The organism is Catellatospora sp. NPDC049609 (assembly GCF_040675365.1).
In the GTDB taxonomy this organism is placed as follows: domain Bacteria; phylum Actinomycetota; class Actinomycetes; order Mycobacteriales; family Micromonosporaceae; genus Catellatospora.
The window spans coordinates 16,969-39,977 of sequence record NZ_JBFAOU010000034.1 but is presented as its reverse complement, the minus strand read 5'-3'; the positions used below and the strand labels follow the sequence as shown (position 1 = coordinate 39,977).

Genomic DNA, 23,009 nt, shown 5'->3' with positions numbered 1-23,009 from the left:
GCCGTCAGCGCGCGTCGAGCAACAGGCAGATGCCCGCGACCGTGACGGCCGCTGCCGCCACGAACACGAGACCGGGATGGGCCTCGGTGAGCTGCACTCTGCGCAGCTGTGCCTGCCGGATCTCTGCCGCGGCGAGCACCATCAGGGCGGCTGCGCCCAGGCCGGCGCGGGCGGCGGCGCTCAACGCGGTGTCGAGCCGGAGCAGCACCCCGGCCGCAGCGACGCAGGACAGGCCGGTGCGTCGCCACGACAGCGCGGTGCGTTCGGCGGCGAGCCCGTTCATGCCCGGGTCGCCAGCAGCGCGACTGCGGCGCAGATCATTGTCGCGATGACGAACAGTGGCAGGGCGGTGTGCGGTAGGGGCTCGTTGCGGCGAAGCGCCCGTTGGACGGTGCGCCAGCGGGGGTAGCTGAGCGCAGCGAGCGCGGCGCCGCAGGCCAGAAGTGCCGTGCCGACGCCGGCTTCGACATGGCCGGTGAGCTGCCACAGCGCGACTCCGCCCGCCATCAGTGCCAGCGCCGATCTCAGGTATGCCAGCAGCGTTCGTTCGTTGGCGAGCGTGAACCGGTAGTCGGGTTCCTCGCCGATCTCCTCTGGTCGGGGCACGCGTTGACGGTAGGCGACGGCGTGGGGCTGCCTGCCACCGGGGTTAATCATTCACGGCAGAAACTCATGTTAAGAAAATTAATCACGGCATCCTCTGGTCAAACAGCTGGTCATGTTGCTACGGTCCCTCCGCGGCACCCGCCAAGTGCCGCCCGCCTGAAGGGAAACCGCCCCGTATGCCTTCTTCGCCCGTCTCCGTCTCCCGCCGCGCCCTGCTGGCCGGCGGCCTCTCCACTGCCTTCCTGGCCCTGACCGGCTGCCGGTCGGCCGTCGACGAGCCCGCCACCACCGGCACCGGCGGCCCGGTCCGCGGTGGCACCCTGCACCTGGCCGCCAGCGCCGACGCCCAGCCGGGCGCGGTCATGGCCAACCGGGCCGGTAACTGGATGTGGCGCCGGCTGGTGTTCGAGCCCCTCGCCGAGCTCGACGACCAGCGCCGCCCCCAGCCCGTCCTGGCCAAGAACTGGACCTACAACGCCGAACGCACCCAGCTCGTCGTCGACCTGCGCGACGACGTCGTCTTCCACAGCGGCCGACCGATGACCGCGGAGGACGTCGTCTACTCCCTGGAGCAGGTCAAGGACGCCAAGAACGCCTCCCAGCTGCGCGCCGTCGCGCTCAAGCTGACCGTCAAGGCCACCGGCGCGCACCAGGTCACCATCACCATGGACAAGCCCAGCGACAGCCTGTTCGACCTGTTCCACCTCACCGCGATCGTCGACAAGGACACCTTCGGCAAGATCGCCGACGGCAGCACGGTCGTCGGCACCGGCCCGTTCGTGTGGAAGCAGTGGCGGCCCAAGGCCGGCATCAGCCTGGAGCGCAACCCGAAGTACCGCATCGCCGACCGGCCCTACTTCGACAAGGTCGAGGTCGCCGTCATCAGCGACGCCACCGCCCTGCAGTCGGCCCTGCGGGGCGGGCGTGCCCACCTCGCCAACGGCCTCACCAGCACCGACATTGCCGCCCTCAAGGTCGACTCCGCCTACGCGCTGGAGAACGCCGGTGGGGTGTTCTACCCGCTCGGCCTGAACGTCACCGCCGCGCCCTTCGACAAGAAGGAGGTCCGCCAGGCCGTCGGCTACGCGCTGGACCGCGAACGGATCAAGGCGCAGGTGTTCGGCGGCGACGCCAACGTCTCCGACCTGTGGTGGACCGCGACCGAGAACGGCTACCCGAAGGACCTCGCGGCCCACTACAGCCTTCAGCTGGACAAGGCCAAGGCGCTGGTCGAGCAGGCCGGGGCCAAGGGCGCGAAGGTGCCGATCGCGTTCGCGAACCTGCCCACCATGAAGAGCCTGTTCGAGATCGTCCGGTTCAACCTGGAGCAGATCGGCCTCGCGCCCGAGGCCGTCGCGCTGGACACCGCCGAGTTCGACGCCCGCCAGGTCGCCGGCACCCTCGGTCCGGCGTTCCTGCTGCTGCACGGCATGGTCGGCTTCTCCGCCGCCACCATCGTCGACGCGATGCCGTCGCTGCGCACCGGCAACCCGTCCAAGTTCGCCGAGCCGCGGTACGACACCCTCAAGGCCGCCCTGCAGCAGGCCGACGAGAACGCCCGCCCCAAGGCCCTGACCGACCTGTCGACGTACCTGCTCGACAGCGCCTTCAGCCACGTCACCGCCGTGGCCCCGCAGTACCACGTCCGCAGCGCGAAGCTGTCCGGCGTGACCACCGTGCCGCTGGGCTGCGTCGTGGCCACGGACGCGTACCTGGCGGCCTGACATGCTGACGTTCCTGCTGCGGCGGCTGCCGTCCCTGGCCGGGGTGCTGCTGGCCAGCTCCGTGATCGCGTTCGCGCTGCCGCGGCTCGCGCCCGGCGACCCTGCAGTCACCATCGCCGGACCGGACGCGCCACCGGAGGCCGTCGCCGCGGTACGGGACGCCCTCGGCCTGGACCAGTCCCTGCCCAGCCAGTACCTGAACTGGCTGGGCGGGGTCCTCACCGGCGACCTCGGCGCCTCGTTCACCACCGGCCGGCCCGTGGCCGAACTGCTGGCCGACCGCGCCGCCAGCACCGTCGAGCTGGCCGTCGTCGCCGCGCTGCTGATGAGCCTGCTCGGCATCGGGCTCGGCGTGCTCGGCGGCAACCGCCGCAGCCCCGCCGTGCGCGCCGCCGTCGACGGTGTCAGCAGCGCCCTGCTGGCCGCCCCGCCGTTCCTCACCGGCCTGCTGCTGGTGCTCGCCCTGGGCATCGCGTTCCCCGTGCTGCCCGCGGGCGGCGAGGTCTCGCTGCTCGACGACCCCGTCATCGGCATCCAGTACCTGATCATGCCCGCGGTCGCGCTGGCGCTGCCGCAGGCCGCCGCGATCGGCCGCCTGGTGCAGACCGAGATGCGCCGCAACCGCGGCGAGGAGTTCGTCGACCTCGCCACCGCCAAGGGCCTCAGCCCCGCCCAGGTCACCCGACGGCATGTGCTGCGCACCAGCCTCGGCACCGGCGCGGTGGCGATCGGGCTGCGCCTGGGCGAGCTGCTGGCCGGCGCGATCGTCGTCGAAGCCGTGTTCGCCCGCAACGGCCTGGGCACCCTCGCCGTGACCAGCATGGCCAGTCGCGACTACCTCGTCGTGCAGGTCCTGGTGCTGCTCGCCGTCGCGGTCGCCGCCGTCATCCAGATCCTCACCGAGCTGGTCCTGGCCTGGCTCGACCCCCGCGTCCGGCTCGGAGCGTCATGACCGCCCTCACCACTGACCGCCCGCGCAGCCGCTACCTCGCGGCCCTGCGCACCCCGCGGGGCCTGACCGGCACCGCCCTGGTCGGCATTCTCTGCCTGGCCGCGCTGTTCGCCCCGGTGCTGGCCCCGCAGGGCTACGACGCCCAGGGCAGCGGCTCGCTGCAGCCCGGCGCATGGCCCGCCCTGTTCGGCACCGACGAGCTCGGCCGCGACATCCTCGCCCGCGCCCTGTACGGCCTGCGCACCGACCTGGCGCTGGTCGGCCTGGCCGTGCCCGTCAGCGCCGTCGTCGGCACCCTGCTCGGCCTGGCCGGGTTCCTGCACCGGGGCCTGGGCACGTTCCTGCAGCGCTGCCTGGACGTCGTGCTCGGCTTCCCCAGCCTCATCCTCGGCATCAGCATCGCATTGGTGCTCGGCGCGGGCTGGTGGGCGCTGTTCGTCGCGATCGTCGTCTACGGCCTGCCCGCCTTCGGCCGCCTGGCCCGCGCCGGGCTGCTCACCCAGGCCCAGCGCGAGTACGTGCACGCCGCCCAGGTCATGGGCGTGCCCCGGACCACGATCATGGTGCGGCACATCCTGCCGCACGCCCTGGACCCGGTCATCGTGCAGGTCGCCGTGGGCATGGTCGGCGGCATCTTCCTCGAATCCTCGCTGAGCATCGTCGGCCTGGGCATCCAGCCACCCGAGCCGTCGCTGGGCGCGCTGCTCAACACCGGCATGCGCTACATGACCACCCAGCACCTGTACGTCCTCGGCCCGGCGCTGCTCCTGCTGCTGCTGGCCTGGGGCCTGACCCTCATCTCCGACGCGCTCAACGAGGCGGTGCACCGGTGACCACCCCACTCCTCCAGGTCCAAGGCCTGCGTACCCGGTTCGGCGACACCACGGCCGTCGACGGCGTCGACCTGACCGTGCGCCGCGGCACCATCCTCGGCATCGTCGGGGAGTCCGGCTCCGGCAAATCCGTCACCGCCCGCTCGGTCATGCGCCTGCTGCGCAATCCCGGCCGCGTCGCGGGCGGCTCGGTCCACTTCGACGGCGAGGATCTGCTCGCCATGCCCGAGCGGCGCATGCGGCGGCTGCGCGGCGGCCGGATCGCGATGGTGTTCCAGGACCCGCAGTCGGCGCTCAACCCCGTGCGCACCGTCGGCGACCAGATCGCCGAAGCGCTCACCGCCCACGGCGCCACCCGCACCGCCGCCCGCACCCGTGCCGCCGAGCTGCTCACCCTGGTCGGCATCCCCGACGGCGCCAACCGGCTCGACGACTACCCGCACCAGTTCTCCGGCGGCATGCGCCAGCGTGTCGTCATCGCCATCGCCCTGGCCAACGAACCGGACCTGCTCATCGCCGACGAGCCCACCACCGCTCTCGACGTCACCATCCAGGCGCAGATCCTGCGGCTGCTGGCCCGGCTGCGCGACGAACTGGGCGTCGCGATCGTCGTCATCACCCACGACATGGGCGTGGTCGCCGAGCTGTGTGACGAGGTCGTCGTCATGTACGCGGGCCGCGTCGCCGAGCACGGCACCGTCGAGCAGGTGCTGGCCGCGCCCCGGCACCCGTACACGGCGAACCTGCTGCGGGCCATGCCCCGGCTGGACGCCGTGCCGACCGCGCGGTTGACCGCGATTCCCGGCGCGCCCCCGGACCCGGCCGGCCTGCCCACCGGATGCGTGTTCGCGCCCCGCTGCGCCCAGGCCACCGACGTCTGCGCACAGCAGCGCCCGGCGCTGCGCGCCGTCGACGGCCGCGAGGTCGCCTGCTGGCACGCCGCCGACGTGGCCGTCGTCGCTGCCCCGGCCCTTCCCGCGCCCCGCCCCGCGGTCGGCGATACCGTGCTCGCCCTCGAGGACCTGCGTGTCGACCTGGCCGGACGGCGTCGCCTGTGGCGTCCAGCGGCGCCGGTGTACGCCGTCGACGGCGTGAGCCTGCACGTCGCCGCGGGAGAGACGCTCGGCCTGGTGGGGGAGTCTGGCTGCGGCAAGTCCTCCCTGGCCAAGGCCATCGTCGGTCTCCACCCCATCACCTCCGGGACGGTTCGGATCGACAGCACGCCCGTCGACCCGGCCCGCGGCGGTGTGCGCGGCGCGGTGCAGTACGTGTTCCAGGACCCGTACGCCTCGCTGAACCCCCGCCGCACCGTCGGGCAGTCCATGGCCGAGGCGCTGCGCGCCGGTGGTGTGCCCGCCGAGCACGCCAGGGAACGGGCGGCACAGCTGCTGGCCACCGTCGGCCTGGCCGCCGCGCACCTGGACCGCTACCCGCACGCGTTCTCCGGCGGCCAGCGCCAGCGCATCGGCATCGCCCGCGCACTGGCCACCAACCCGCGCGTGCTGCTGTGCGACGAACCCGTGTCGGCACTCGACGTGTCAGTGCAGGCACAGGTCATCAACCTGCTCGCCGACCTGCGCGACGAACTCGGGCTGGGCTACCTGTTCATCGCCCACGACCTGGCCGTCGTGCGGCACCTGGCCGACCGGGTCGCCGTCATGTACCTCGGCCGCATCGTCGAGACCGGACCCGCCGACCGCGTGTACGCCGACCCGCAGCACCCGTACACCGCCGCGCTGCTGTCGTCCTCGCCCGAACCCATCCCCGGCCTGCGCCGCGAACGGATCGTGCTGACCGGCGACCTGCCCAGCCCGAAGAACCCACCGACCGGCTGCCGGTTCCGCACCCGCTGCCCGATCGGCCCGCTGCACCGCCCCGACCGGCAGGTGTGCGTCGACGTCGACCCGCGGCTGAGCACTGACGCGCACACCTCCGCCTGCCACTTCCCGGGAGAGCTGCGGTGAGCGCCCGCGCCCGGCTGCGGGCGATGTACGCCTTCGATCGGTCGCTGACCGACGCCGACGCTACGGCCCGGCTGCTCGACCGGGCCGCCACGGCGGGGATCACCACCCTGATCACCAAGGCCGCCGCGGTCACGCCGGCCCTGGCCGAAGCCTGCCACCGCGCCGGGCTGAACATACTCGGCAGCGTCGCCTGCTTCAGCGACCACGCCGACCCGCGCCGGCGCGACGACCTGCGCCCCGTCGACGAACGCGGCGGCTGGGCGCCGATGGAGTGGTACACCGGGCTGACCCCCACCGACCCCGACTACGTACGAGAGCTCCTCGACCGGTGCGCCGCGCTGGCGACCGGCCCGGTGGACGGGCTGGTGCTGGACTTCCTGCGCTGGCCACTGCACTGGGAGCTGGAACTGCGGCCCGGCGCGGCACCGCGTCGCACCTCCTTCGACCCGGCGACCCTGGCCGCGTTCGCGCGCGACACCGGCCACGACGTGCCCGCCGAACCGTGCGATGCGGCGCGGCTGCTGCTCGGGCCGCTGTACGAGCCGTGGCACACCTGGCGCGAGCAGGTCGTCACCGGGGTGGCGGCCGGTGTCGCCGCCGCGGTCCAAGCCGCTCGGCCGGGTCTGCCGCTCGGCATGTTCCTGGTGCCCGGCGACGCGTGGCAGCGCCGCATCGTCGGGCAGGACGTCACCGCGCTCGGACAGCACGTCGACGGCTTCCTGGTCATGACGTACCACGCGATCCTGCGGCAGCCGCCGTCCTGGATCGGCCGCACCGTCGCCGACCTGTCCGCCCATACCACCCGGCCGGTCGTGCCCATGGTGCAGACCACCGCCGACCCTGGCCTTTCCCGCGGCGCCGACTGGGGCGACCCCCTGGACGCGGCCGCGTTCGCGCAGGCACTGGCGCAGGTGGACGGTCCACTGTGCCTGTTCCCCGCCGAGGGGATGGATGATCCACGGTGGCGCGCACTCGCCGCCACCGACCGAAGGAGCCTGTCATGACCGTAGACGTTCTGGTCCGCCTGCGCGGGATGCTGTCCGGGCTGCCCCGCGCCGAGCAGGCCATCGCCCGCGTCGTGCTCGACGACCCCGGCACCGCCGCCGAGCTGACCATCTCCGAGCTGGCGCAGGCCGCCGGGACCTCGGAGACCACCGTCACCCGGTTCTGCCGCAACATCGGCCTGCGTGGATACGCCCAGTTGCGGCTGCACCTGGCCGCCGAAGCCGAGCGCCAGCGCGCCGACGCCCGCCCCGACGTCAACCTCGCCGGTGACATCACCCCCGCCGACACCACCGCCGACATCATCCGCAAGGTCGGCTTCGCCGACGCCCGCGCCGTCGAGGACACCGTCGCCCGCCTCGACATCGACGCCCTCGACCGGCTCGTCGCCGCCATCGACACCGCCGGGCGCACCGACGTGTACGGCGTCGGCTCCAGCGCCACCGTCGCCGCCGACGCGGCGCAGAAGCTGCTGCGGATCGGCCACTACGCCGCCGCCTGGTCCGATCCACACGCCGCCCTGATGAGCGCGTCGAGCCTGCGGCCTGGCGACGTCGCGGTCGCGCTGACCCACTCCGGACGTACCCGCGACATCCTCGACGTGCTCGCCGAGGCCAAGCGGCGCGGCGCGACCGTCGCGGTGATCACCAGCAACCCCGAGTCCCCGGCCGCCGCGCAGGCCGACGTCGTGCTGGTCACCGCCGCCCGGGAGACGACCTTCCGCAGCGGCGGAACCGTGTCGCGCACCGCGCAGCTCACCGTCGTCGACTGCCTGTTCGTCCTGCTCGCCAAGCAGCGCTACGAGGAATCACTGGAGGCCATGGAGCGCGCGCACGACGCGGTGCGCGGCCGTGCCCTGCCCATGGAAAGGGATCCACGTTGACATCCTCCCCGCCCACAGCACGAATCCTCAACGGACACCGGCGAGCCTCGCGACATGGGTGGACGCCGGTCTGCCTCGACAGCGGATCGGTTTTGCCTGTCCTGCTGCGCAGGGGTTCCGTTTCCTCTCCGGCCTGAAGGCCGGAGTATCCACGGAAGGAATCTGATGAGCACCACCGCTGGCGCCGTGCGCGTCGCGTCGCCCACCGAAGGCCGCAACCCCCGCACCACCGACCTGGACCAGCTGGGCACCCTCGAACTGGTCCGGGCCCTGCACGACGAGGACGCCCGGGTGCCCGCCGCCGTGGCCGCAGCCCTGCCGCAGCTGGCCGAAGCAGTCGACCTCGTCGTCGCGGCGCTGCGTCGCGGCGGCCGGATCCACTACTTCGGCGCCGGGTCCTCCGGCCGCTTCGGGGTCCTCGACGCCGCCGAGGTCCCGCCCACCTACGGCCTGCCCGCCGACCGGTTCGTCGCCCACCTCGCCGGCGGGGTCCAGGCGATGACCTCCGCTGTGGAGAGCGTCGAGGACCACGAGGACGCCGGGCGTGCCGCCGCAGCGGAGATCGGCCTGGTGGACGTCGCGGTCGGGCTCACCGCCAGTGGCCGCACCCCCTACGTCGCCGGGGCGCTGGCCGCCGCCCGCGCCGCCGGAGCCCGCACCGTGCTCATCAGCGGCAACCCGGCCGCGCCCCTGGCGGCGCTCGCCGACGTCCACATCGCCGCCGACACCGGACCTGAGGCGGTCATGGGCTCGACCCGCATGAAGGCGGGCACCGCGCAGAAGCTCGTCCTGCACACGCTGTCCACCGCCGCCATGGTCCGGCTCGGACGCACGTACTCCAACCTCATGGTCGATGTCGTGGCGACCAACGCCAAGCTGCGCGGCCGGGTGCTGACCATCCTGGTCGCCGCCACCGGAGTCGACGAGCAGACCGGCCGCCGCGCGCTGGCCGACTCCGGCGGCGACCTGAAGACCGCGATCGTCGCCGTGCTCGGCGACCTCGACCCGGTCACCGCCCGGATCCGCCTCGACGAAGCCGGCGGCCACGTCCGCCAGGCCATCGCCGCACGGCCGTGACCGGCTACATCCTCGGCTTCGACATCGGCGGCACGGGCGTGCGGGGCGCACTGGCCCGCATCACCGCCGACGGGGCCGAAACCCTCGCCACCCGCACCGACCCCACCCCGATCCGGATGGGTCCCGACGGCGTCGACCCCGAACAGGTCGGCCGTGCCGTCACCTACGTCACCGCCGCGCTGCTGCCCCCGGGCTCGGCTGCGCAAGCCGTCGTGCTCGGCTGCACCGGCGCGGCACTGCTCGGCACCGGGCTGCGCCACCGGCTCGCGGCCACGATCACCGCCGGGCGTCCCGCCCCGACGGTGCTGCTCTGCTCCGACGTGCTCACCTCCCACATCGGCGCGCTCGGCACCGGCGGGGGAGCGGTCGTCGCCGCAGGCACCGGCGCGATCGCACTGGGCAGCGACGGCAACGGGGCCTGGCGGCGGGCCGACGGATGGGGCACCCTGCTCGGCGACAGCGGCGGCGGCGCCTGGATCGGCCGCACCGGCATCGACGCCGCGCTGCGCGCCCACGACGGCCGCCCCGGCGGATCACCGGCCCTGCTCGACGCGATGCACACCCGCTACGGCAGCCCGGCCGAACTCGTCCACGCCGTCACCAGCCGCCCCGACCGGGGCGCGCTGCTGGCCGGATTCGCCCCCGACGTGGCCGCCGCGGCGGCCGCCGATCCGATCGCGTACCGCATCATGCGCACCGCCGGACGGCACCTGGCCGACACCCTGCTGGCCGCGCTGCCACCCGGCGCACCACCACGCGCCGCCGCTGTCGGCAACCTGCTGCACGCCGGACCGCCGCTGACCACGGCCCTGGCCGAGCGGCTGGCCGCTCGAGCCCCCCACCTCCGCCTGCTGACCCGGGCAGGAACCTCACTCGACGGCGCGGTCACCCTCGCCGCCGCCGCCGTACACCAGGCGCTGCCCCCAGGCGCCGACCTCGAACGGCTCACCCCCGCTGCTCACCCCGCCACCCCCCAGACGGCCTGACCGCCGCCCACCCCAGGAAGGGAGTGATCCTCCGACATGGCCGTTGGCAGGATCCACACCACCCGGCACGCCGCACGCGTCGCCGCGATCAGCACACTCGCCCTCACCGCCACCCTGCTCACCGCGATCCCGGCCCACGCCGCCAACCCCGAACCGGTGCTGGTCCCCAGCCTGCGCGAGTGGACCGGCGGCACCGGCACCCTCACCCTCACCACGGCCACCCGCATCGTCGTCGACCCCGCCGACGCCGGCGCCGCCACCTCCGGCGTCACCGGCCCGCTGCTGTCCACCCGCACCCTCAGCGAGGTCGCCACCGAGGTGCGCGACGACTTCGCCGCCGTCACCGGCCTCAGCCCGACCGTGGTCACCTCCGCCACCGCCAACCCCGGTGACATCGTGCTGCGCCTGGACCCCGACGTGGCGCTGGGCACCGAGGGCTACCAGCTCACCGTCGGGAGCACCGCGACGCTGTCCGCCCCGACCTCCACCGGTGTGTACTACGGCGGGCGCACCCTGGCCCAGCTGCTGCGCCTGGACCCCGCCCACACCGGCCTGCCCGCCGGCACCGCCCGCGACTGGCCGTCGCTGGCCTACCGCGCCGAGCACTTCGACGTCAGCCGCCGCTACATGAGCGTCGCCGAGATCACCGATGAGATCCGGCGCATGTCCTGGAACAAACTGAACGTGCTGCAGCTGATGTTCAACCAGGCCAACGCGTTCCGGCTCTACCACCCGTCGTATGCGGCCGCCGCACCCACCGACCCGGCGCAGCGCTACAGCCAGGCCGACATCAACACGATCCTGCAGGTCGCCGCCGAGCACCACGTCACCGTCGTGCCCGAGATCCAGAACCCGACCAAGATGGCCCCCGTCGCAGGTCTCGGCGGGGTCGACCGGTCCCTGAACAGCCAGTGCGGCGACCCGCAGACCCTCGACTTCACCGACCCCGCCGTCGTGACGTGGATGCAGCAGATCGTCACCACCTTCGCCGCCTGGTTCCCCGCCACCTACATCCACCTCGGCAACGACGAGGTCCCCGCAGCCCTGGCCACCTGCCCCTACCTGCAGGCCAAGATGACCGGCGGCCTCACCACGCTGGCCGACCTGCAGGAGGTCTACATCGAGCAGCTGCGCCAGACCGTCGTCGGCCTGGGCAAGAAGGCCATGATCTGGGTCAACAACGCCGACATCCAGCCCGCCGCCGACGTGCTCATCATGAACTTCGGATCGACGTCGGTGTCGTCGACGATGCGCTCGCTGGGCTACGACGTCGTCGAATCGTCGTACAAGACCGGGCCCTACGACCGGTTCTACATCTCACCCGCCGACTACGAGTCCAAGGTCGTCGCCCGCGGTGAGATGTATGCCTGGACGCCCGTGGCCCACGCCCGCAACGCCGGCCAGGTCCTGGCCGCCTGGGGCGACGACCTGTTCTTCAGCGAGACCGGCTACTACCTCGACATGTTCGACGGCCGGCGCTCCGAACTGGCCGAACGCACCTGGAGCGCCGACCCGGCGACACTGACGTTCGCGCAGTTCACCGCAGCCGTCGCGGCACTGGGCGACGCGCCCGGCGCGACACCACGCACCCACCCGGCGGCCACCACCAACGCCCAGCCCATCCACCGCTACACCTACAACGCCGCCTACACGCCCACCGCCGCCACCCACTACCCCGGACACTGGCAGCTCAGCATCGCCGACACCGTCGGCACACTGCACGGCAACGGCTGGCTCTACCGGCCGACCTACCCCGCGACCGGCCGCACCGGCAACGGCCTGCAGTTCACCGCGGGCACGTCGCAGACGCTCAGCCTCGGCGGCCGGGCCATCCCCGGACCGTGGACGTTCAGCACCTGGATCAAACGCACCGCCGACAGCACCAACACCGTCCTGATCCGCGACATGGAGCAGGCGATCAAGGTCGAGGAGAACGGCAGCAACCACCAGGTCGGCATCACCCGCTACGGGGTCGGCAACCACCCGTTCACCTACGCGCTGCCGCTCAACCAGTGGGTCCACCTGACCATGGTCGGCACTACCACCGGCACCAGCCTCTACGCCGACGGTGTGTTCCAGCAGACCATCCCGCAGACCATCGCGCTGCCGCTAGGGGGCCTGGGCGGCAAGCGGCCGTTCTCCGGGGTGCTCGACGACACCGCCGTCTACCGTCAGGCGCTGACCGCCGGCCAGGTGTCCGACCTGTACGCCGCCGCCGTCGGCAATGACCTGGCCCTCGGTCGGCCGGTCATCGTGTCGAGCACCTACCGCGTCGGCGTCGAGGCGGTCAACGCTGTCGACGGCGACTCGGCCACCCGCTGGTCCAGCGACCGCAGCGACCCGCAGTGGATCTACGTCGACCTCGGCTCGACCCGTACGGTCAACCGGGTCCGGATCAACTGGGAGGCCGCCTACGGCAAGTCCTACGAGATCCAGGTCTCGGACGACGCCGTCAACTGGACACCGATCTACTCGACCACCACCGGCGACGGGGGAGTCGACGACCTGACCGGCCTGTCCGGCACCGGCCGCTATGTGCGCATGTACGGCACCCAGCGGGGCACCGTCTACGGCTACTCCATCTGGGACTTCAACGTCTTCGGCGCCTGACGGTAGGCGCTCGCCCCGCCCGGTTCGCTACTGAACCGGGCGGGGCGCGAAGACTGACTGCACGTCAGTTGTTCACACGTAACGAGCAGAAGATGAAAAGAAGCTTCGGCGACGCCTGGTCAGCGCGGTGATGATGTTGCTACGGTCCTCTGGCGACGTCGCCGGCGGTGCCCCGCTGCAATCCCTGCGGCCGTCCGCCGTCCCTGCCCGGATCGCGCTGTCGGCCGAGTAGCGCCAGGAGGAGGCACCTGAGGCCATGCCACACGATCACGACGCGGTCGGCGGCATCGCCCGGCCGCTCCGGGAGGATCCACCCACACCTCGGCCGCCGGCCGCTGCCGCCGGAGTCGCTGAGGTGGCCCCGATCTTGGATGTGCTCGGGCTGGAGCCGTTCGAGGAGGGTGTCTACCGCCGGCTCATCCGGCTGCCGTCCGAGACGGTCGAAGGGCTGGCTGCGGCGTTGCAGGCCGACCTGTCCCACGTTCGTGACGTGCTGAGGTCGCTTCAGCACAAGGGCCTCGTCGCACAGTCGGCCACCTCTGCCGGACACTTCACGGCCTCACCCCCGGATCTGGCGCTCGGCTCGCTGCTCGTGCAGCGCCAGGACGACATCCGTAAGGCGCAGCTCGAAGTGAGCCGGCTGACCGAGCAGTACCGCAACAACACTTCCGAACGCGCCGACACCGACGTCATCGACGTCGTACGGGGCGCGCAGGCGGTCGCCCAGCGCTTCGCCCAGCTGCAACGCGGTGCTACACGGGAGGTTCTCGCCCTGGTGAAGGCGGCCGTCGCGATGGTGGCCGTGGAGGACAACATCGACGAGGAGGCCGCCGTATACCGCGGCGTCACCTACCGCGTCGTACTGGAACGGGCCGCTTTCGAGCGGCCGGGCTTCGTGGACCGGGTCGTCGAGTCCGTCAACGCGGGCGAACACGCCCGCGTCGTCGCGGAGGTGCCGCTGCGCATGCTGATCGCCGACCGGGCGCTGGCGTTGGTCCCGCTGGCGTCGCGCGCATCGGACGCCCCCGCCGCCCTCCTGGTGCATCCGAGCGGTCTGCTCGAGGCGCTGATCACACTGTTCGAACTGGTGTGGGCGCAGGCGAACGAGATCGTCCCGACCGCCGAAGGGGTCAGCGAACTGGCGGCGGACCGGATCGACGAGGTCGACGCCCGCATCCTCACCCTGCTGCTGACGGGCCTCACCGACCAGGCCATCGGCGGCCAGCTGGGACTGTCGCTGCGGACCGTGCAGCGCCGGGTCAGCAATCTGATGGACCAGGCGGGGGTCGCCACCCGCTTCCAGCTGGGCCACGTGGCCGGCCGCCGCGGCTGGATCGAAGCCTGAGCGACCACGCCCCGCGGGCGCGCGGCGGCATCGCATTTACGCCATGACACGTATCCGCCAGGGTGAACAGGTTCTCCTGCCGGCCGCACGGCTGCAAGATCTTCTCCAGTCAACCACCCCCAGGAGAAGGAGCACCCGTGCCCCGCTTACCAGCCGGCCGGAAATCCGTCGCCGTGTCCATCGCGCTGATCGGCGCAGTCGCGGCGGGCACCGCCGGCGTCTTCGCCGTCCCACCCGCCGCGGCGGAGACCAGCCCCACCACCGACAAGCTCGGTGATCACGACCGGGCACTGATCGCGCAGTACGCCCGCCAGCGCGCCACGCGTGCGCTGCCCGACGGCGCCACCCAGCCGATGCCCGACTTCGTCACACTGATGCTCGCGGTCCGGGACGGACAGGCACAGCAGGTCGCGGCCGAGCTCGCCGAACTCGGCGCCATCGTCACCGCGACGACGCCCGCGATCGGCTACGTCAAGGTGAACGTGCCGTTCGCGGACATCGAACGCGCCGTCGGGATCGACGAGGTCATCGCGGCCGACGTCGACGAGCTGCTCCGGCGCGAGCCGGTCGGCGACCACAGCACGGCGACTGCGGGCGGCCCGACCGGCAGCCTGCCCGCCGCACCGTCGGCGGCCACCCCGGACGAGAACCCGTACCTGCCGACGGCGGAGACCGGGTCGGTGAAGTTCAAGACGCAGCACCCGACCTACGACGGCCGCGGCGTGACCATCGGCATCATGGACAGCGGAGTCGACCCGACCCACCCGGCGCTGGCCACCACCACGACCGGGGAGCGCAAACTCGTCGACTCGGTCGTCGGCACCAGCCCGTCGAACCTCATCGACACCCTGCTCGACGACACCTGGCGATACCTGTCGCCGACGACCCGGGTGACCGGGCCGACGTTCACCGACACCGTCATCCGCCGCACCTGGACCGGGCCTGCCGAGAGCGGTCTGCGGATGAGCGTCAAGAAGGTCTCGGTGTCCAGCATCAGCGGCAGCCACCTCGGTGTGCTGTACCGCGAGTCCGACGACGCCGTCTGGGTCGACACCGACCAGGACTTCGACTTCACCGACGAGGAGCTGATGCGGCCGTTCGCCGTGGCACGGCAGATCGGCCACCTCGGCGTCGACGACCCGGCCACCCCCGTCAACGAGCGGGTCCCGTTCACCGTCGACCTGGAGAAGGGCCTGTTCCCCACCACGCCGGCGTGCCGGGAGGCCGGCTGCCTCGGCGTGAACATCAACTGGATCGCCGAGGGCCACGGCACCCACGTGGCGGGCATCGCCGCCGGGCACGGCCTGTTCGGCGGAGCCATGAACGGCCAGGCGCCCGGGGCGAAGCTGGTGTCCATGCGCGCCTGCCACCTCCTCGGCTGCTCCACCGCGGCGCTGACCGACGGCATGGTGCAACTGGCCACCGTGCACGACGTGGACGTCATCAACATGTCGATCGGCTCGTCGCCGACCTTCAACGACGGGCACAGCGCGCGCGAGCTGCTGTACAACCGGCTCATCGACGAGACCGGCGTGCAGATCTTCATCTCCGCGGGCAACTCCGGCGCGGGCACCAACACCATCGGCGACCCCACCGGCGCCGACCGGGTTGTCAGCGTTGGCGCGTCGGTGTCGAAGGCGACCTGGTGGGCCAACTACGGCTCGCAGGTCACGACCCCGAAGGGCATCTTCCCGTTCTCCTCGCGCGGCCCGCGTGAGGACGGCGGTTTCAAGCCCGACATCACCGCCCCCGGGGCGGCCGTGTCCAGCACGCCCGACTGGATCGCCAGCAGCTCCCCGGCCGACACCGGCTACACGCTGCCGCCGGGCTACTCGATGCTCAACGGCACGTCGATGGCCGCCCCGCAGGCGACCGGCGCGGCGGCGCTGCTGCTGTCGGCCGCCAAGCAGCGCGGCATCGCGGTCACCGCAGCCGACCTGCGCAACGCGATCTACGCCACGGCCGACTTCACCGACGGGGTGGAGGCCATCGCCCAGGGCCGCGGGCAGCTCGACGTCCGCCAGGCCTGGACGCACCTGTCCCACGGCGTGGCCGCGGACGCCGTGACCGTCGACGCGCCGGTCTGCACCATCCTGTCGCACCAGCTGGCCACGCCGCACCGGGGCAGCGGTCTGTTCAACGGCTGCGCCCCGAGCGCCGGCGGTCAGGTCGTGGGCGAGTCCCGCACCTACGACCTCATCCTGACCAGGACGGGCGGCGCCGACACGACGGTCACCTACGCGCTGTCGCTGCAGGGCGCCGACGGCACGTTCACCGTGCCGGCACAGGTGGCGCTGGAGAAGAACGTCCCGACCACCGTCCAGGTGACCGCCACCCCCGGCACGCAGGGCGTGCATAGTGCGGTGCTGGTCATCGACGACCCGGCGACCCGGGCGGTCGAGCAGCACGCGATGCTGGCCGTCCGGGCCGCCTCGCCGCTGACGGCCGGTACCACCTGGTCGGTGCAGGGCACGGTCGACCGCAACGGCACCATCGTGTACGCGGTGGCCGTCCCGGCCGGCACGAAGGCGCTGACGGTGAACCTGTCGGGTCTGGCCGCGGACAGCCAGACCCGCTGGTGGGCGTTCAACCCGAACGGCGTCAGCGGGGAGCGGTCAGCCGCGGGCACCGTCTACTGCTACGCCGGCTACCTCGACGGCAACGGCTGCGACCCGGCCGCCCGCACCTACACCAACCCGCTGGCGGGCGTGTGGGAGTTCGTCGTGGAGTCGCGCCGCACCAGCCCGCTGGCGGCGAACCCGTTCCAGCTCCAGGCATCGATCACCCAGTGAACATCGGGCCGGTGTGGCAGGCCGTCGGCGGCCTGCCACACCGGCCCCTGCCGTCGATCGGAAGGAAACCCCGCACATGCCCACCCCCTCGCTCTGGCGGCGCGCCGCCACCCTGAGCCTGCTCGGCGCGGTCACCCTCACCGCGTCCAGCCTGCCGATCCTGCCCGCCGCGGCGGGGGACACCGGCCTGACCCGCGCGACTCCCGCCGCGACGGAGATCCAGGTGACCCTGGTCAGCGGCGATCGGGCACTGGTCGGGACGGACCCCGCTGGCCGTCCGACCGCGACGGTGCTGCCCGGCCCGGAACCTGACCCCCACGGTTACGTCACGCGCGTCTTCCAAGGCGACGTGTACGTCCTGCCTGCGGCGGCCCTCCCGCTGATCGATTCCGGTCGCCTGGACGAGGAGCTGTTCAACGTCACCGGACTGGTGCGGCAGGGCTACGACGACCGCAGCACCGACCGGCTTGCCCTGCTGGCGACCTACGGTGGCACCGTCTCTCGGACCGGGCGGGCGCCGCAGGCCCCCGACGGCGCCGACGTCGTCGCGACGCTGCCGGTGGCCGACGCGGTCGCCCTGTCCGCGGGCAAAGCGGACGCCGCCCGGCTGTGGCGGGACCTGATCGACGCCGACGGTCCGCGCATCGTCAAGCTGTGGCTCGACGGGCGGGTCACCGCCACGATGGCCGACAGCACCGCGCAGATCAACGCCCCCAAGGCCTGGGCCGCCGGGCTCGACGGCACCGGAACCACGGTGGCGGTGCTGGACAGCGGCTACGACGCCACCCACCCGGACCTGGCTGGGCAGGTCACCGACGCGAAGAACTTCACCACCGACACCGGCGGGCCGGTGGACCTGCACGGGCACGGCACCCATGTCGCCTCCACCGTCGCGGGCACCGGTGCGGCCTCCGGCGGCGCCGAGAAGGGCGTCGCACCGGGTGCGAAGCTGGTGATCGGCAAGGTCCTCGACCGGGCGGGCAACGGCCAGGAGTCGTGGATCATCGCCGGTATGCAATGGGCCGTCGACAAGGGCGCCGACGTCGTCAACATGAGCCTGGGCGGAAACATCGGCACCGACTGCACCGACCCGATCGGCGTGGCCGCCCAGCGGCTCACCGCGCAGTCGAAGACCCTGTTCGTCCTCGCCGCCGGCAACGCCGGCCCTGGCACCGGCACCCTCGGCTCGCCCGCCTGCGCCGACGGGGCGCTGACGGTTGCCGCGGTCGACGCGTCGGGTGCCACGGCACCGTTCTCCAGCCGCGGGCCGGTCACCGGCAGCCACCGGGTGAAGCCGGAGATCGCCGCGCCCGGCGTCGATGTCGTCGCCGCCCGCAGTGGCGGTGGGACGGCCGACCCGTACACCGCCATGTCCGGCACCTCCATGGCCGCGCCGCACGTCGCCGGTGTCGCCGCGCTGCTCACCCAGCGCCACCCCGGCCTGAGCGCGCAGCAGCGAAAGGCCGTGCTCGTGTCGTCGGTCGCCACCGGCGCCACCGGCGGCGTATACGAGCAGGGTGCCGGCGTCGTAGACGCGCACCGCGCCGTCACCGCGCAGGTGTACGGCCCCGGCACGGTAGACGCGGGCTCCTTCGCCTGGCCTCACCAGCACCAGCAGCCCGCCACCACGGTGGTGACGCTGACCAACGACGCGTCCCGGCCGGTCACCTTCACGCTGTCCATCGAGGGCGCCACCGGCGAGGACGGCACACCGCTGGCCAAGCGGACCCTCACCGCGGGCCTCGACACGGTCACCGTGCCGGCCAACGGCACCGCGGACGTCCCCGTCATCCTCGACCCGGCGGTCAGGCAGACCCCGGCCGCCTACGGGATGATCGGCGGGCGGCTCGTCGCCCGCGCGGGCGACGGCACCACGGTCACCACCGCCATCGGCGCCTGGCTCGCGCCCCGCACCGTCACCGTCGGTCTCCACCTGCTCGACCGCCGCGGCCAGGCCCCGGCCACACCCTCGTTCGTCGACGTCATCGACATCGACCGGCTGACGGCGCAGCGGTTCACCACCTTCACCACCGACCCGGTGCTCCGCCTGCGCGAAGGCCGCTACTCGATCGCGGCGGTCATCGCCAGCCGCGACGACGGCACCACCGGCGAGGCCGGTCTGGTCCAGTCGGTCGCCTTCATGGGCGACCCGGACCTGGTCGTCAACCACGACGACATCGACCGCACCATCACCTACGACGCCCGCACGGCCGTCCGCCAGCAGATCGACGCCGCCCGCCCGGTCGAGGCGCAGAACATCACCGTGCAATACGGCCGCTGGTGGGACAACGCCTACCTGGCCGCGGGGTACAGCGGCGGCAAGTCCGTCGACGAGGTCTACATCGGGCGGACCGCGCCGGTGCACTCCGGCGGGTTCGAGCTCGACCTGCTCTACCGCATGTACGCCCCCGAACTGGACCTGCGCACCGGCGCCGGCCTCACCCTGCGGCCGGAGTACCTCGGTGCGCCCTTCACCCAGCCTGCCGCTCCGGTCAAGTTCGACGGCACCGGCTCGGCACCGCTGACGTCCGCCGGTGCGGGCACCGCCGCCGAGCTCGCCGCCGCCGAGGTGGCGGGCAAGGTGGTGCTGGTCCACAATGCGGCGAACCCGACCGCCGTGCTGTCGGACGCGGCCGCGGCCGGGGCGACGGCGGTGCTGTTCGGCCAGGACGCCGCCGGGCGCTGGAACACGGTCGCCGCCGGCAACACCATCCCGGGTCTGACCGTCAGCAACGCGGAGTCCGCGGCGCTGCGCCAGGCGCTCACCGCCGGGCCGGTGACACTGACGTGGAACGCCGTGGCCGCCAGCCCCTACGTGTACAACCTGGCGTTCGCCGACGAGCGCAAGACAAACCCTGACCCGGTGCGCCGCGTCCGCGACCGGGACCTCGGCCGCGTCCAGGAGACGGTGTTCTCCATGCGTACCGACCGGGCGGTGTTCGAGGTCCTGCAGGCCTACCGGCCGTCGTTCCCGGCGGTCGCGGCGATGGCATCGGTGCCGCAGCGGGCCCCTCTCACCCGCACCGCCTACTTCACCGCCGACCAGCCGTGGCGGCAGCTGATCGGCGGAGCGGGAGTGTTCGACGAGTACATGACCGATGTACCCCGCACCTACGCCGCCGGGTCGGTGCGCACCGCGAACTGGTACCGCGGACCGGTGCGCTCCACCGGCACCCGCCGCGCCGACCTGTCACCGGAGCGCATCGGCGAGCGGCAGGAGAACCTCATCGGCATCGCGATGCTGCCGTTCGGCGACAGCGACCCCGACCACTACAGCGGCGGCGGCGGCTTCGGCGACGCGGGCAACGTGCAGGTGTTCCGCAACGGCGAGCAGATCGGCTCCTCACCGTTCGCGGCCGGCGCGTGGTCGGTGCCCGACGAGGCCGCCGACTACGAGCTGCGGGTCACCACCATGCGGTTCAATCCGGGGCCGCCTTACCACCCGAACTGGAACCTGTTCCACCGCACGGAAACCTCGTTCCGGTTCCGCTCCGAGCGCCCGGACGACGGCGGCGTGTACGCGCTGCCGCTGCTGGTGCCGACCTACGACATCGCCGTCGACGAGCGCAACCTGACGCCGGCTGCGGCCGACTTCAGGATCGGCTTCGGAGCCACGGGGCAGCGCGACTACGACGAAGGCGACATCGTCGGCGCGAGGCTGTGGGCGTCGTTCGACAACGGAGCCACCTGGATCGAGCAGTCGGTGACGGGCAACGCGACTGCGTTCACCGCCGTCGTCGACCAGTCCGCCCAGTCCGGCAAGGACGTCTCGCTGCGCGTCGAGCTGACCGACCGGCACGGCAGCAGCGTCCAGCAGACGATCATCAAGGCGTACGGGGTGCGATAACAGTCTGACCTCGCCATCGGGTCCCGGCGCGCATGAGGACCCGATGCCGCACTGCATCACTGGAGGATGCCGTCGGGCGGGCCGTTCGCAAACGGCCCGCCCGGTGAGCGGCTACTGAAGGCGGCAACTGCTGCCGAGGCGGCGGTACCTGACGCCCAGCCGATCCCCACAACTCCTGCCAGCGACTCAGCGACCGTTACGACACCGGAGACGTGGGCCGAGGCTCGACCAGGGCGCAGAGGACGTGCCGGGCAATCCGCATCACGCCGGCAAGCGTGCCCAGGAGGCCGCGGTTGAGGCCGGGCCAGTCTCGTACACCATCGTCCCGGCAACGCAGTTCTTCGACTTTCCGGCGACGGTCGCCGGTTGGGTCGAACGCGACGGGGCCGCGCAACTGCCGCCGCTGCTTCTGCAACCGATCGCGCCCGCTGATGTCGCTGCAATCCTCGCCCGGGTCGCCGTAGGCGGCCCGCAGGGCCGCCACCGAGACATCGCCGGGCCCGAGCCGCAAGACCTTATCGACATGGCCCGGCGCACGCTTGATGTCCAAGGCCGAAGCATCCGGCTCGTGCTGCGCCCCGGCCACGACGAAGAACAGAGCCGTGCCGGTGATGCCGCCGGCCAGCAACGGTTGGGCGCGGTGCCGGCTGCGGTCGCCGTCGGGGCCATGCGCTGCGGGTCTGGTCTGGGTGAGCTGGTCGGTCATCGGGAGCCTCCGAGTCGGTAGTGCAGGTGCACGACGCCGGTGTCGAAGGTGGCCGAAGCGTGCAGGGTCATGTCGATCCGTTTGCCGTTGGCGGGGAACAGCCGGGTGCCCTCTCCGAGCACGACGGGGAACACCATCAGGTGCAGGTCGTCGATCAGCCCGGCCTCCAGAAGCGTCTGCACGATCGAGATGCTGCCCGAGGTGTTGATGTTGCGGCCCGGGATCTGCTTGAGCTCGCCAAGTCGCTGCACGAGGTCGCCGTCGAGGACTTCGCTGTTGGCCCAGCCGGCGGCGGTCAGCGTCGTGGACGCCACGAGCTTGCGGATGCCGTTCATGGCCTCGGCCATCGGCCCGGACTGGGTCGCCCAGTAACCGGCGAACTCTTCGTAGGTGCGCCTGCCCAGCAGCATGGTGTCCGCGTCGCCGATCAGGCCGCCGATGGCCGCGGTCGCCTGGTCGCTCATGTGCTGGAACGTCCACTGCTCCGGGGCGCCCACCACGCCGTCGGCGGAGATGAACAGCCCGGCAACGATCCTGCGGTTGGTCACGTCATTGTCCTTTACTCGGGAAGGGGTGACACCAACCACCCTCGCCGAGCGCCCGGAAACGATCAAGAAAGGTTCGGGCTACGTTCGTTGCCCCACAGACAACGATCGGAACGAGGAATGCTGGAACGGGTCGAACTCGAGGTGCTGCTCACCCTCGCCGAGCAGCTGCACTTCACCCGCACCGCCGAACAGCTGCGGCTGTCCACCGGCCAGGTCAGCCGGATCGTCAAACGCCTCGAACGCCGCATCGGCGCCGACCTGTTCGTGCGCACCAGCCGCACCGTCACCCTCACCCCGATCGGCGCCACCCTGATTGAACACCTCACCCCGCACGTCGCCGGCCTGCAGGCCGCATTACGCCGGGCCAGCGCCGCCGGCCGCGGCGTCAGCGGAAGCCTGCGTGTCGGGTTCGTCGGCGCCGCCGCCGGACAACTGCTGCTGCGTACGGTCGCGCTGCTCGGCGCACGCCACCCGGACTGCGAGATCCACATCCAGGAGGCCCAGGTCCACGACGCCTGCCAGCGGGTCTTCAACGGCAGCCTCGACGTCCTCATCACCGCACTGCCGGTCTCCGGCGTGGACGTGGGCCCCGTGCTGCTGTCCGAACCGCAGCTGCTGGCCGTCCCCGCCGGGCATCCGCTGGCCGGCGCCTCCGAGGTCAGCCGGGAAGTGATGGCCGACCACCCGGTCATCCAGATGCCCGACACCATGCCCGAAGAGAGCAGGCGCTACCGCATCCCAGCCACCACGCACAGCGGCCGCCCGGTACTGCTGGGGCCCAAGGCCGACACGTTCCCCGAAATCCTGGCCCTGGTCGCCGCCCACCGGGGTGTCTTCCCGGTCGGCGAGCATGCGGCACGGTTCTACCCCAGACCCGACATCGCGTACCTGCCGATGCCCGACGCCCCGCCCGTGCGGTGGGCGCCGGTGTGGCTGCCCGGCAACGACAGCGGCCTGGTGCGCGCATTCGTCGACTGCGCCACACGAGCCTCCGAACCGTAACCGACGAGGTCAAGCCAGGCACCCGATTCGATCGCCTGACCTTGTTCCCGTCCTCGGCTTGCCGCGATCGGCCCCTACGGCCTCCGTTCGGATCACCTCAGGGTGACAGCCGCTTCTCCGCCGACCGAGCGA

At 72.3% G+C, this 23,009-nt stretch carries 16 protein-coding genes and 1 pseudogene; 14 read left to right on the top strand and 3 right to left on the bottom strand.

Annotated elements, in window-relative coordinates; genetic code table 11:
• Nucleotides 1–4 precede the first annotated feature (4 nt).
• Together AB0J67_RS12860 and AB0J67_RS12855 are read right to left on the bottom strand one after the other, a co-directional pair.
• On the bottom strand, nt 5–283 hold the full coding sequence (locus AB0J67_RS12860; RefSeq protein ID WP_363480595.1) for a DUF202 domain-containing protein: 279 nt from the start codon (nt 281–283) through the stop codon (nt 5–7).
• Nucleotides 280–606 (bottom strand): DUF202 domain-containing protein, encoded by a 327-nt coding sequence (locus AB0J67_RS12855; RefSeq protein WP_363480592.1) that lies wholly within the window; start codon nt 604–606, stop codon nt 280–282. The genes AB0J67_RS12860 and AB0J67_RS12855 overlap by 4 nt, the downstream gene beginning before the upstream one ends.
• A gap of 176 nt (nt 607–782) precedes the next feature.
• On the opposite strand from AB0J67_RS12855, the gene AB0J67_RS12850 reads away from it, so the two are divergent.
• The 13 genes and pseudogenes from AB0J67_RS12850 to AB0J67_RS12790 all read left to right on the top strand — a co-directional run.
• Nucleotides 783–2,330, top strand: coding sequence for an ABC transporter substrate-binding protein (locus AB0J67_RS12850; RefSeq protein WP_363480589.1), 1,548 nt, complete (start codon nt 783–785; stop codon nt 2,328–2,330).
• A gap of 1 nt (nt 2,331) precedes the next feature.
• Complete coding sequence (locus AB0J67_RS12845; protein ID WP_363480586.1) at nt 2,332–3,282, top strand: ABC transporter permease; 951 nt, start codon at nt 2,332–2,334, stop codon at nt 3,280–3,282.
• Entirely contained in the window at nt 3,279–4,115 is an 837-nt protein-coding gene (locus AB0J67_RS12840) for an ABC transporter permease (RefSeq protein WP_363480583.1), read from the top strand. Before AB0J67_RS12845 ends, AB0J67_RS12840 begins: the two co-directional genes overlap by 4 nt.
• The gene (locus AB0J67_RS12835) at nt 4,112–6,079 is read left to right on the top strand and encodes an ABC transporter ATP-binding protein (RefSeq protein WP_363480580.1); all 1,968 of its coding nucleotides are present in this window, start codon (nt 4,112–4,114) and stop codon (nt 6,077–6,079) included. The genes AB0J67_RS12840 and AB0J67_RS12835 overlap by 4 nt, the downstream gene beginning before the upstream one ends.
• The gene (locus AB0J67_RS12830; protein ID WP_363480577.1) at nt 6,076–7,083 is read left to right on the top strand and encodes a hypothetical protein; all 1,008 of its coding nucleotides are present in this window, start codon (nt 6,076–6,078) and stop codon (nt 7,081–7,083) included. Before AB0J67_RS12835 ends, AB0J67_RS12830 begins: the two co-directional genes overlap by 4 nt.
• On the top strand, nt 7,080–7,964 hold the full coding sequence (locus tag AB0J67_RS12825; protein WP_363480574.1) for a MurR/RpiR family transcriptional regulator: 885 nt from the start codon (nt 7,080–7,082) through the stop codon (nt 7,962–7,964). Before AB0J67_RS12830 ends, AB0J67_RS12825 begins: the two co-directional genes overlap by 4 nt.
• A 165-nt stretch (nt 7,965–8,129) precedes the next feature.
• Entirely contained in the window at nt 8,130–9,041 is a 912-nt protein-coding gene (gene murQ / locus AB0J67_RS12820) for an N-acetylmuramic acid 6-phosphate etherase (protein ID WP_363480571.1), read from the top strand.
• The gene (locus AB0J67_RS12815) at nt 9,038–10,027 is read left to right on the top strand and encodes a BadF/BadG/BcrA/BcrD ATPase family protein (protein WP_363480568.1); all 990 of its coding nucleotides are present in this window, start codon (nt 9,038–9,040) and stop codon (nt 10,025–10,027) included. The genes murQ and AB0J67_RS12815 overlap by 4 nt, the downstream gene beginning before the upstream one ends.
• Nucleotides 10,028–10,063: 36 nt before the next feature.
• Nucleotides 10,064–12,637: a family 20 glycosylhydrolase gene (locus AB0J67_RS12810; protein ID WP_363480565.1), complete on the top strand. Its 2,574-nt coding sequence runs from the start codon at nt 10,064–10,066 to the stop codon at nt 12,635–12,637.
• A 373-nt stretch (nt 12,638–13,010) separates the two neighbouring features.
• The gene (locus AB0J67_RS12805) at nt 13,011–13,982 is read left to right on the top strand and encodes a helix-turn-helix domain-containing protein (RefSeq protein WP_363480637.1); all 972 of its coding nucleotides are present in this window, start codon (nt 13,011–13,013) and stop codon (nt 13,980–13,982) included.
• 137 nt (nt 13,983–14,119) lie between these two features.
• A complete protein-coding gene (locus AB0J67_RS12800) occupies nt 14,120–16,774 on the top strand; it encodes a S8 family serine peptidase (RefSeq protein ID WP_363480562.1) in 2,655 nt (884 codons plus the stop codon).
• Between the two features lie 76 nt (nt 16,775–16,850).
• Nucleotides 16,851–20,621, top strand: coding sequence for a S8 family serine peptidase (locus tag AB0J67_RS12795; RefSeq protein ID WP_363480559.1), 3,771 nt, complete (start codon nt 16,851–16,853; stop codon nt 20,619–20,621).
• A 259-nt stretch (nt 20,622–20,880) separates the two neighbouring features.
• Nucleotides 20,881–21,192 (top strand): annotated as a pseudogene (locus AB0J67_RS12790) (NmrA family transcriptional regulator); the annotation flags it as partial.
• A gap of 131 nt (nt 21,193–21,323) precedes the next feature.
• On the opposite strand, the gene AB0J67_RS12785 reads toward AB0J67_RS12790, so the two are convergent.
• Nucleotides 21,324–21,875, bottom strand: a complete 552-nt coding sequence (locus AB0J67_RS12785) for a dihydrofolate reductase family protein (protein ID WP_363480556.1) — start codon at nt 21,873–21,875, stop codon at nt 21,324–21,326.
• 117 nt (nt 21,876–21,992) lie between these two features.
• Here AB0J67_RS12785 and AB0J67_RS12780 point away from each other — a divergent pair, with 117 nt between their 5' ends.
• The gene (locus tag AB0J67_RS12780; protein ID WP_363480553.1) at nt 21,993–22,877 is read left to right on the top strand and encodes a LysR family transcriptional regulator; all 885 of its coding nucleotides are present in this window, start codon (nt 21,993–21,995) and stop codon (nt 22,875–22,877) included.
• Nucleotides 22,878–23,009 lie beyond the last annotated feature (132 nt).

Bases quoted from the DNA above. Each gene is read 5' to 3' on its own strand.
- AB0J67_RS12860 (WP_363480595.1), bottom strand. From the start codon at position 283: ATGAACGGGCTCGCCGCCGAACGCACCGCGCTGTCGTGGCGACGCACC.
- AB0J67_RS12850 (WP_363480589.1), top strand. From the start codon at position 783: ATGCCTTCTTCGCCCGTCTCCGTCTCCCGCCGCGCCCTGCTGGCCGGC.
- AB0J67_RS12845 (WP_363480586.1), top strand. From the start codon at position 2,332: ATGCTGACGTTCCTGCTGCGGCGGCTGCCGTCCCTGGCCGGGGTGCTG.
- AB0J67_RS12840 (WP_363480583.1), top strand. From the start codon at position 3,279: ATGACCGCCCTCACCACTGACCGCCCGCGCAGCCGCTACCTCGCGGCC.
- AB0J67_RS12825 (WP_363480574.1), top strand. From the start codon at position 7,080: ATGACCGTAGACGTTCTGGTCCGCCTGCGCGGGATGCTGTCCGGGCTG.
- murQ (WP_363480571.1), top strand. From the start codon at position 8,130: ATGAGCACCACCGCTGGCGCCGTGCGCGTCGCGTCGCCCACCGAAGGC.
- AB0J67_RS12810 (WP_363480565.1), top strand. From the start codon at position 10,064: ATGGCCGTTGGCAGGATCCACACCACCCGGCACGCCGCACGCGTCGCC.
- AB0J67_RS12795 (WP_363480559.1), top strand. From the start codon at position 16,851: ATGCCCACCCCCTCGCTCTGGCGGCGCGCCGCCACCCTGAGCCTGCTC.
- AB0J67_RS12780 (WP_363480553.1), top strand. From the start codon at position 21,993: ATGCTGGAACGGGTCGAACTCGAGGTGCTGCTCACCCTCGCCGAGCAG.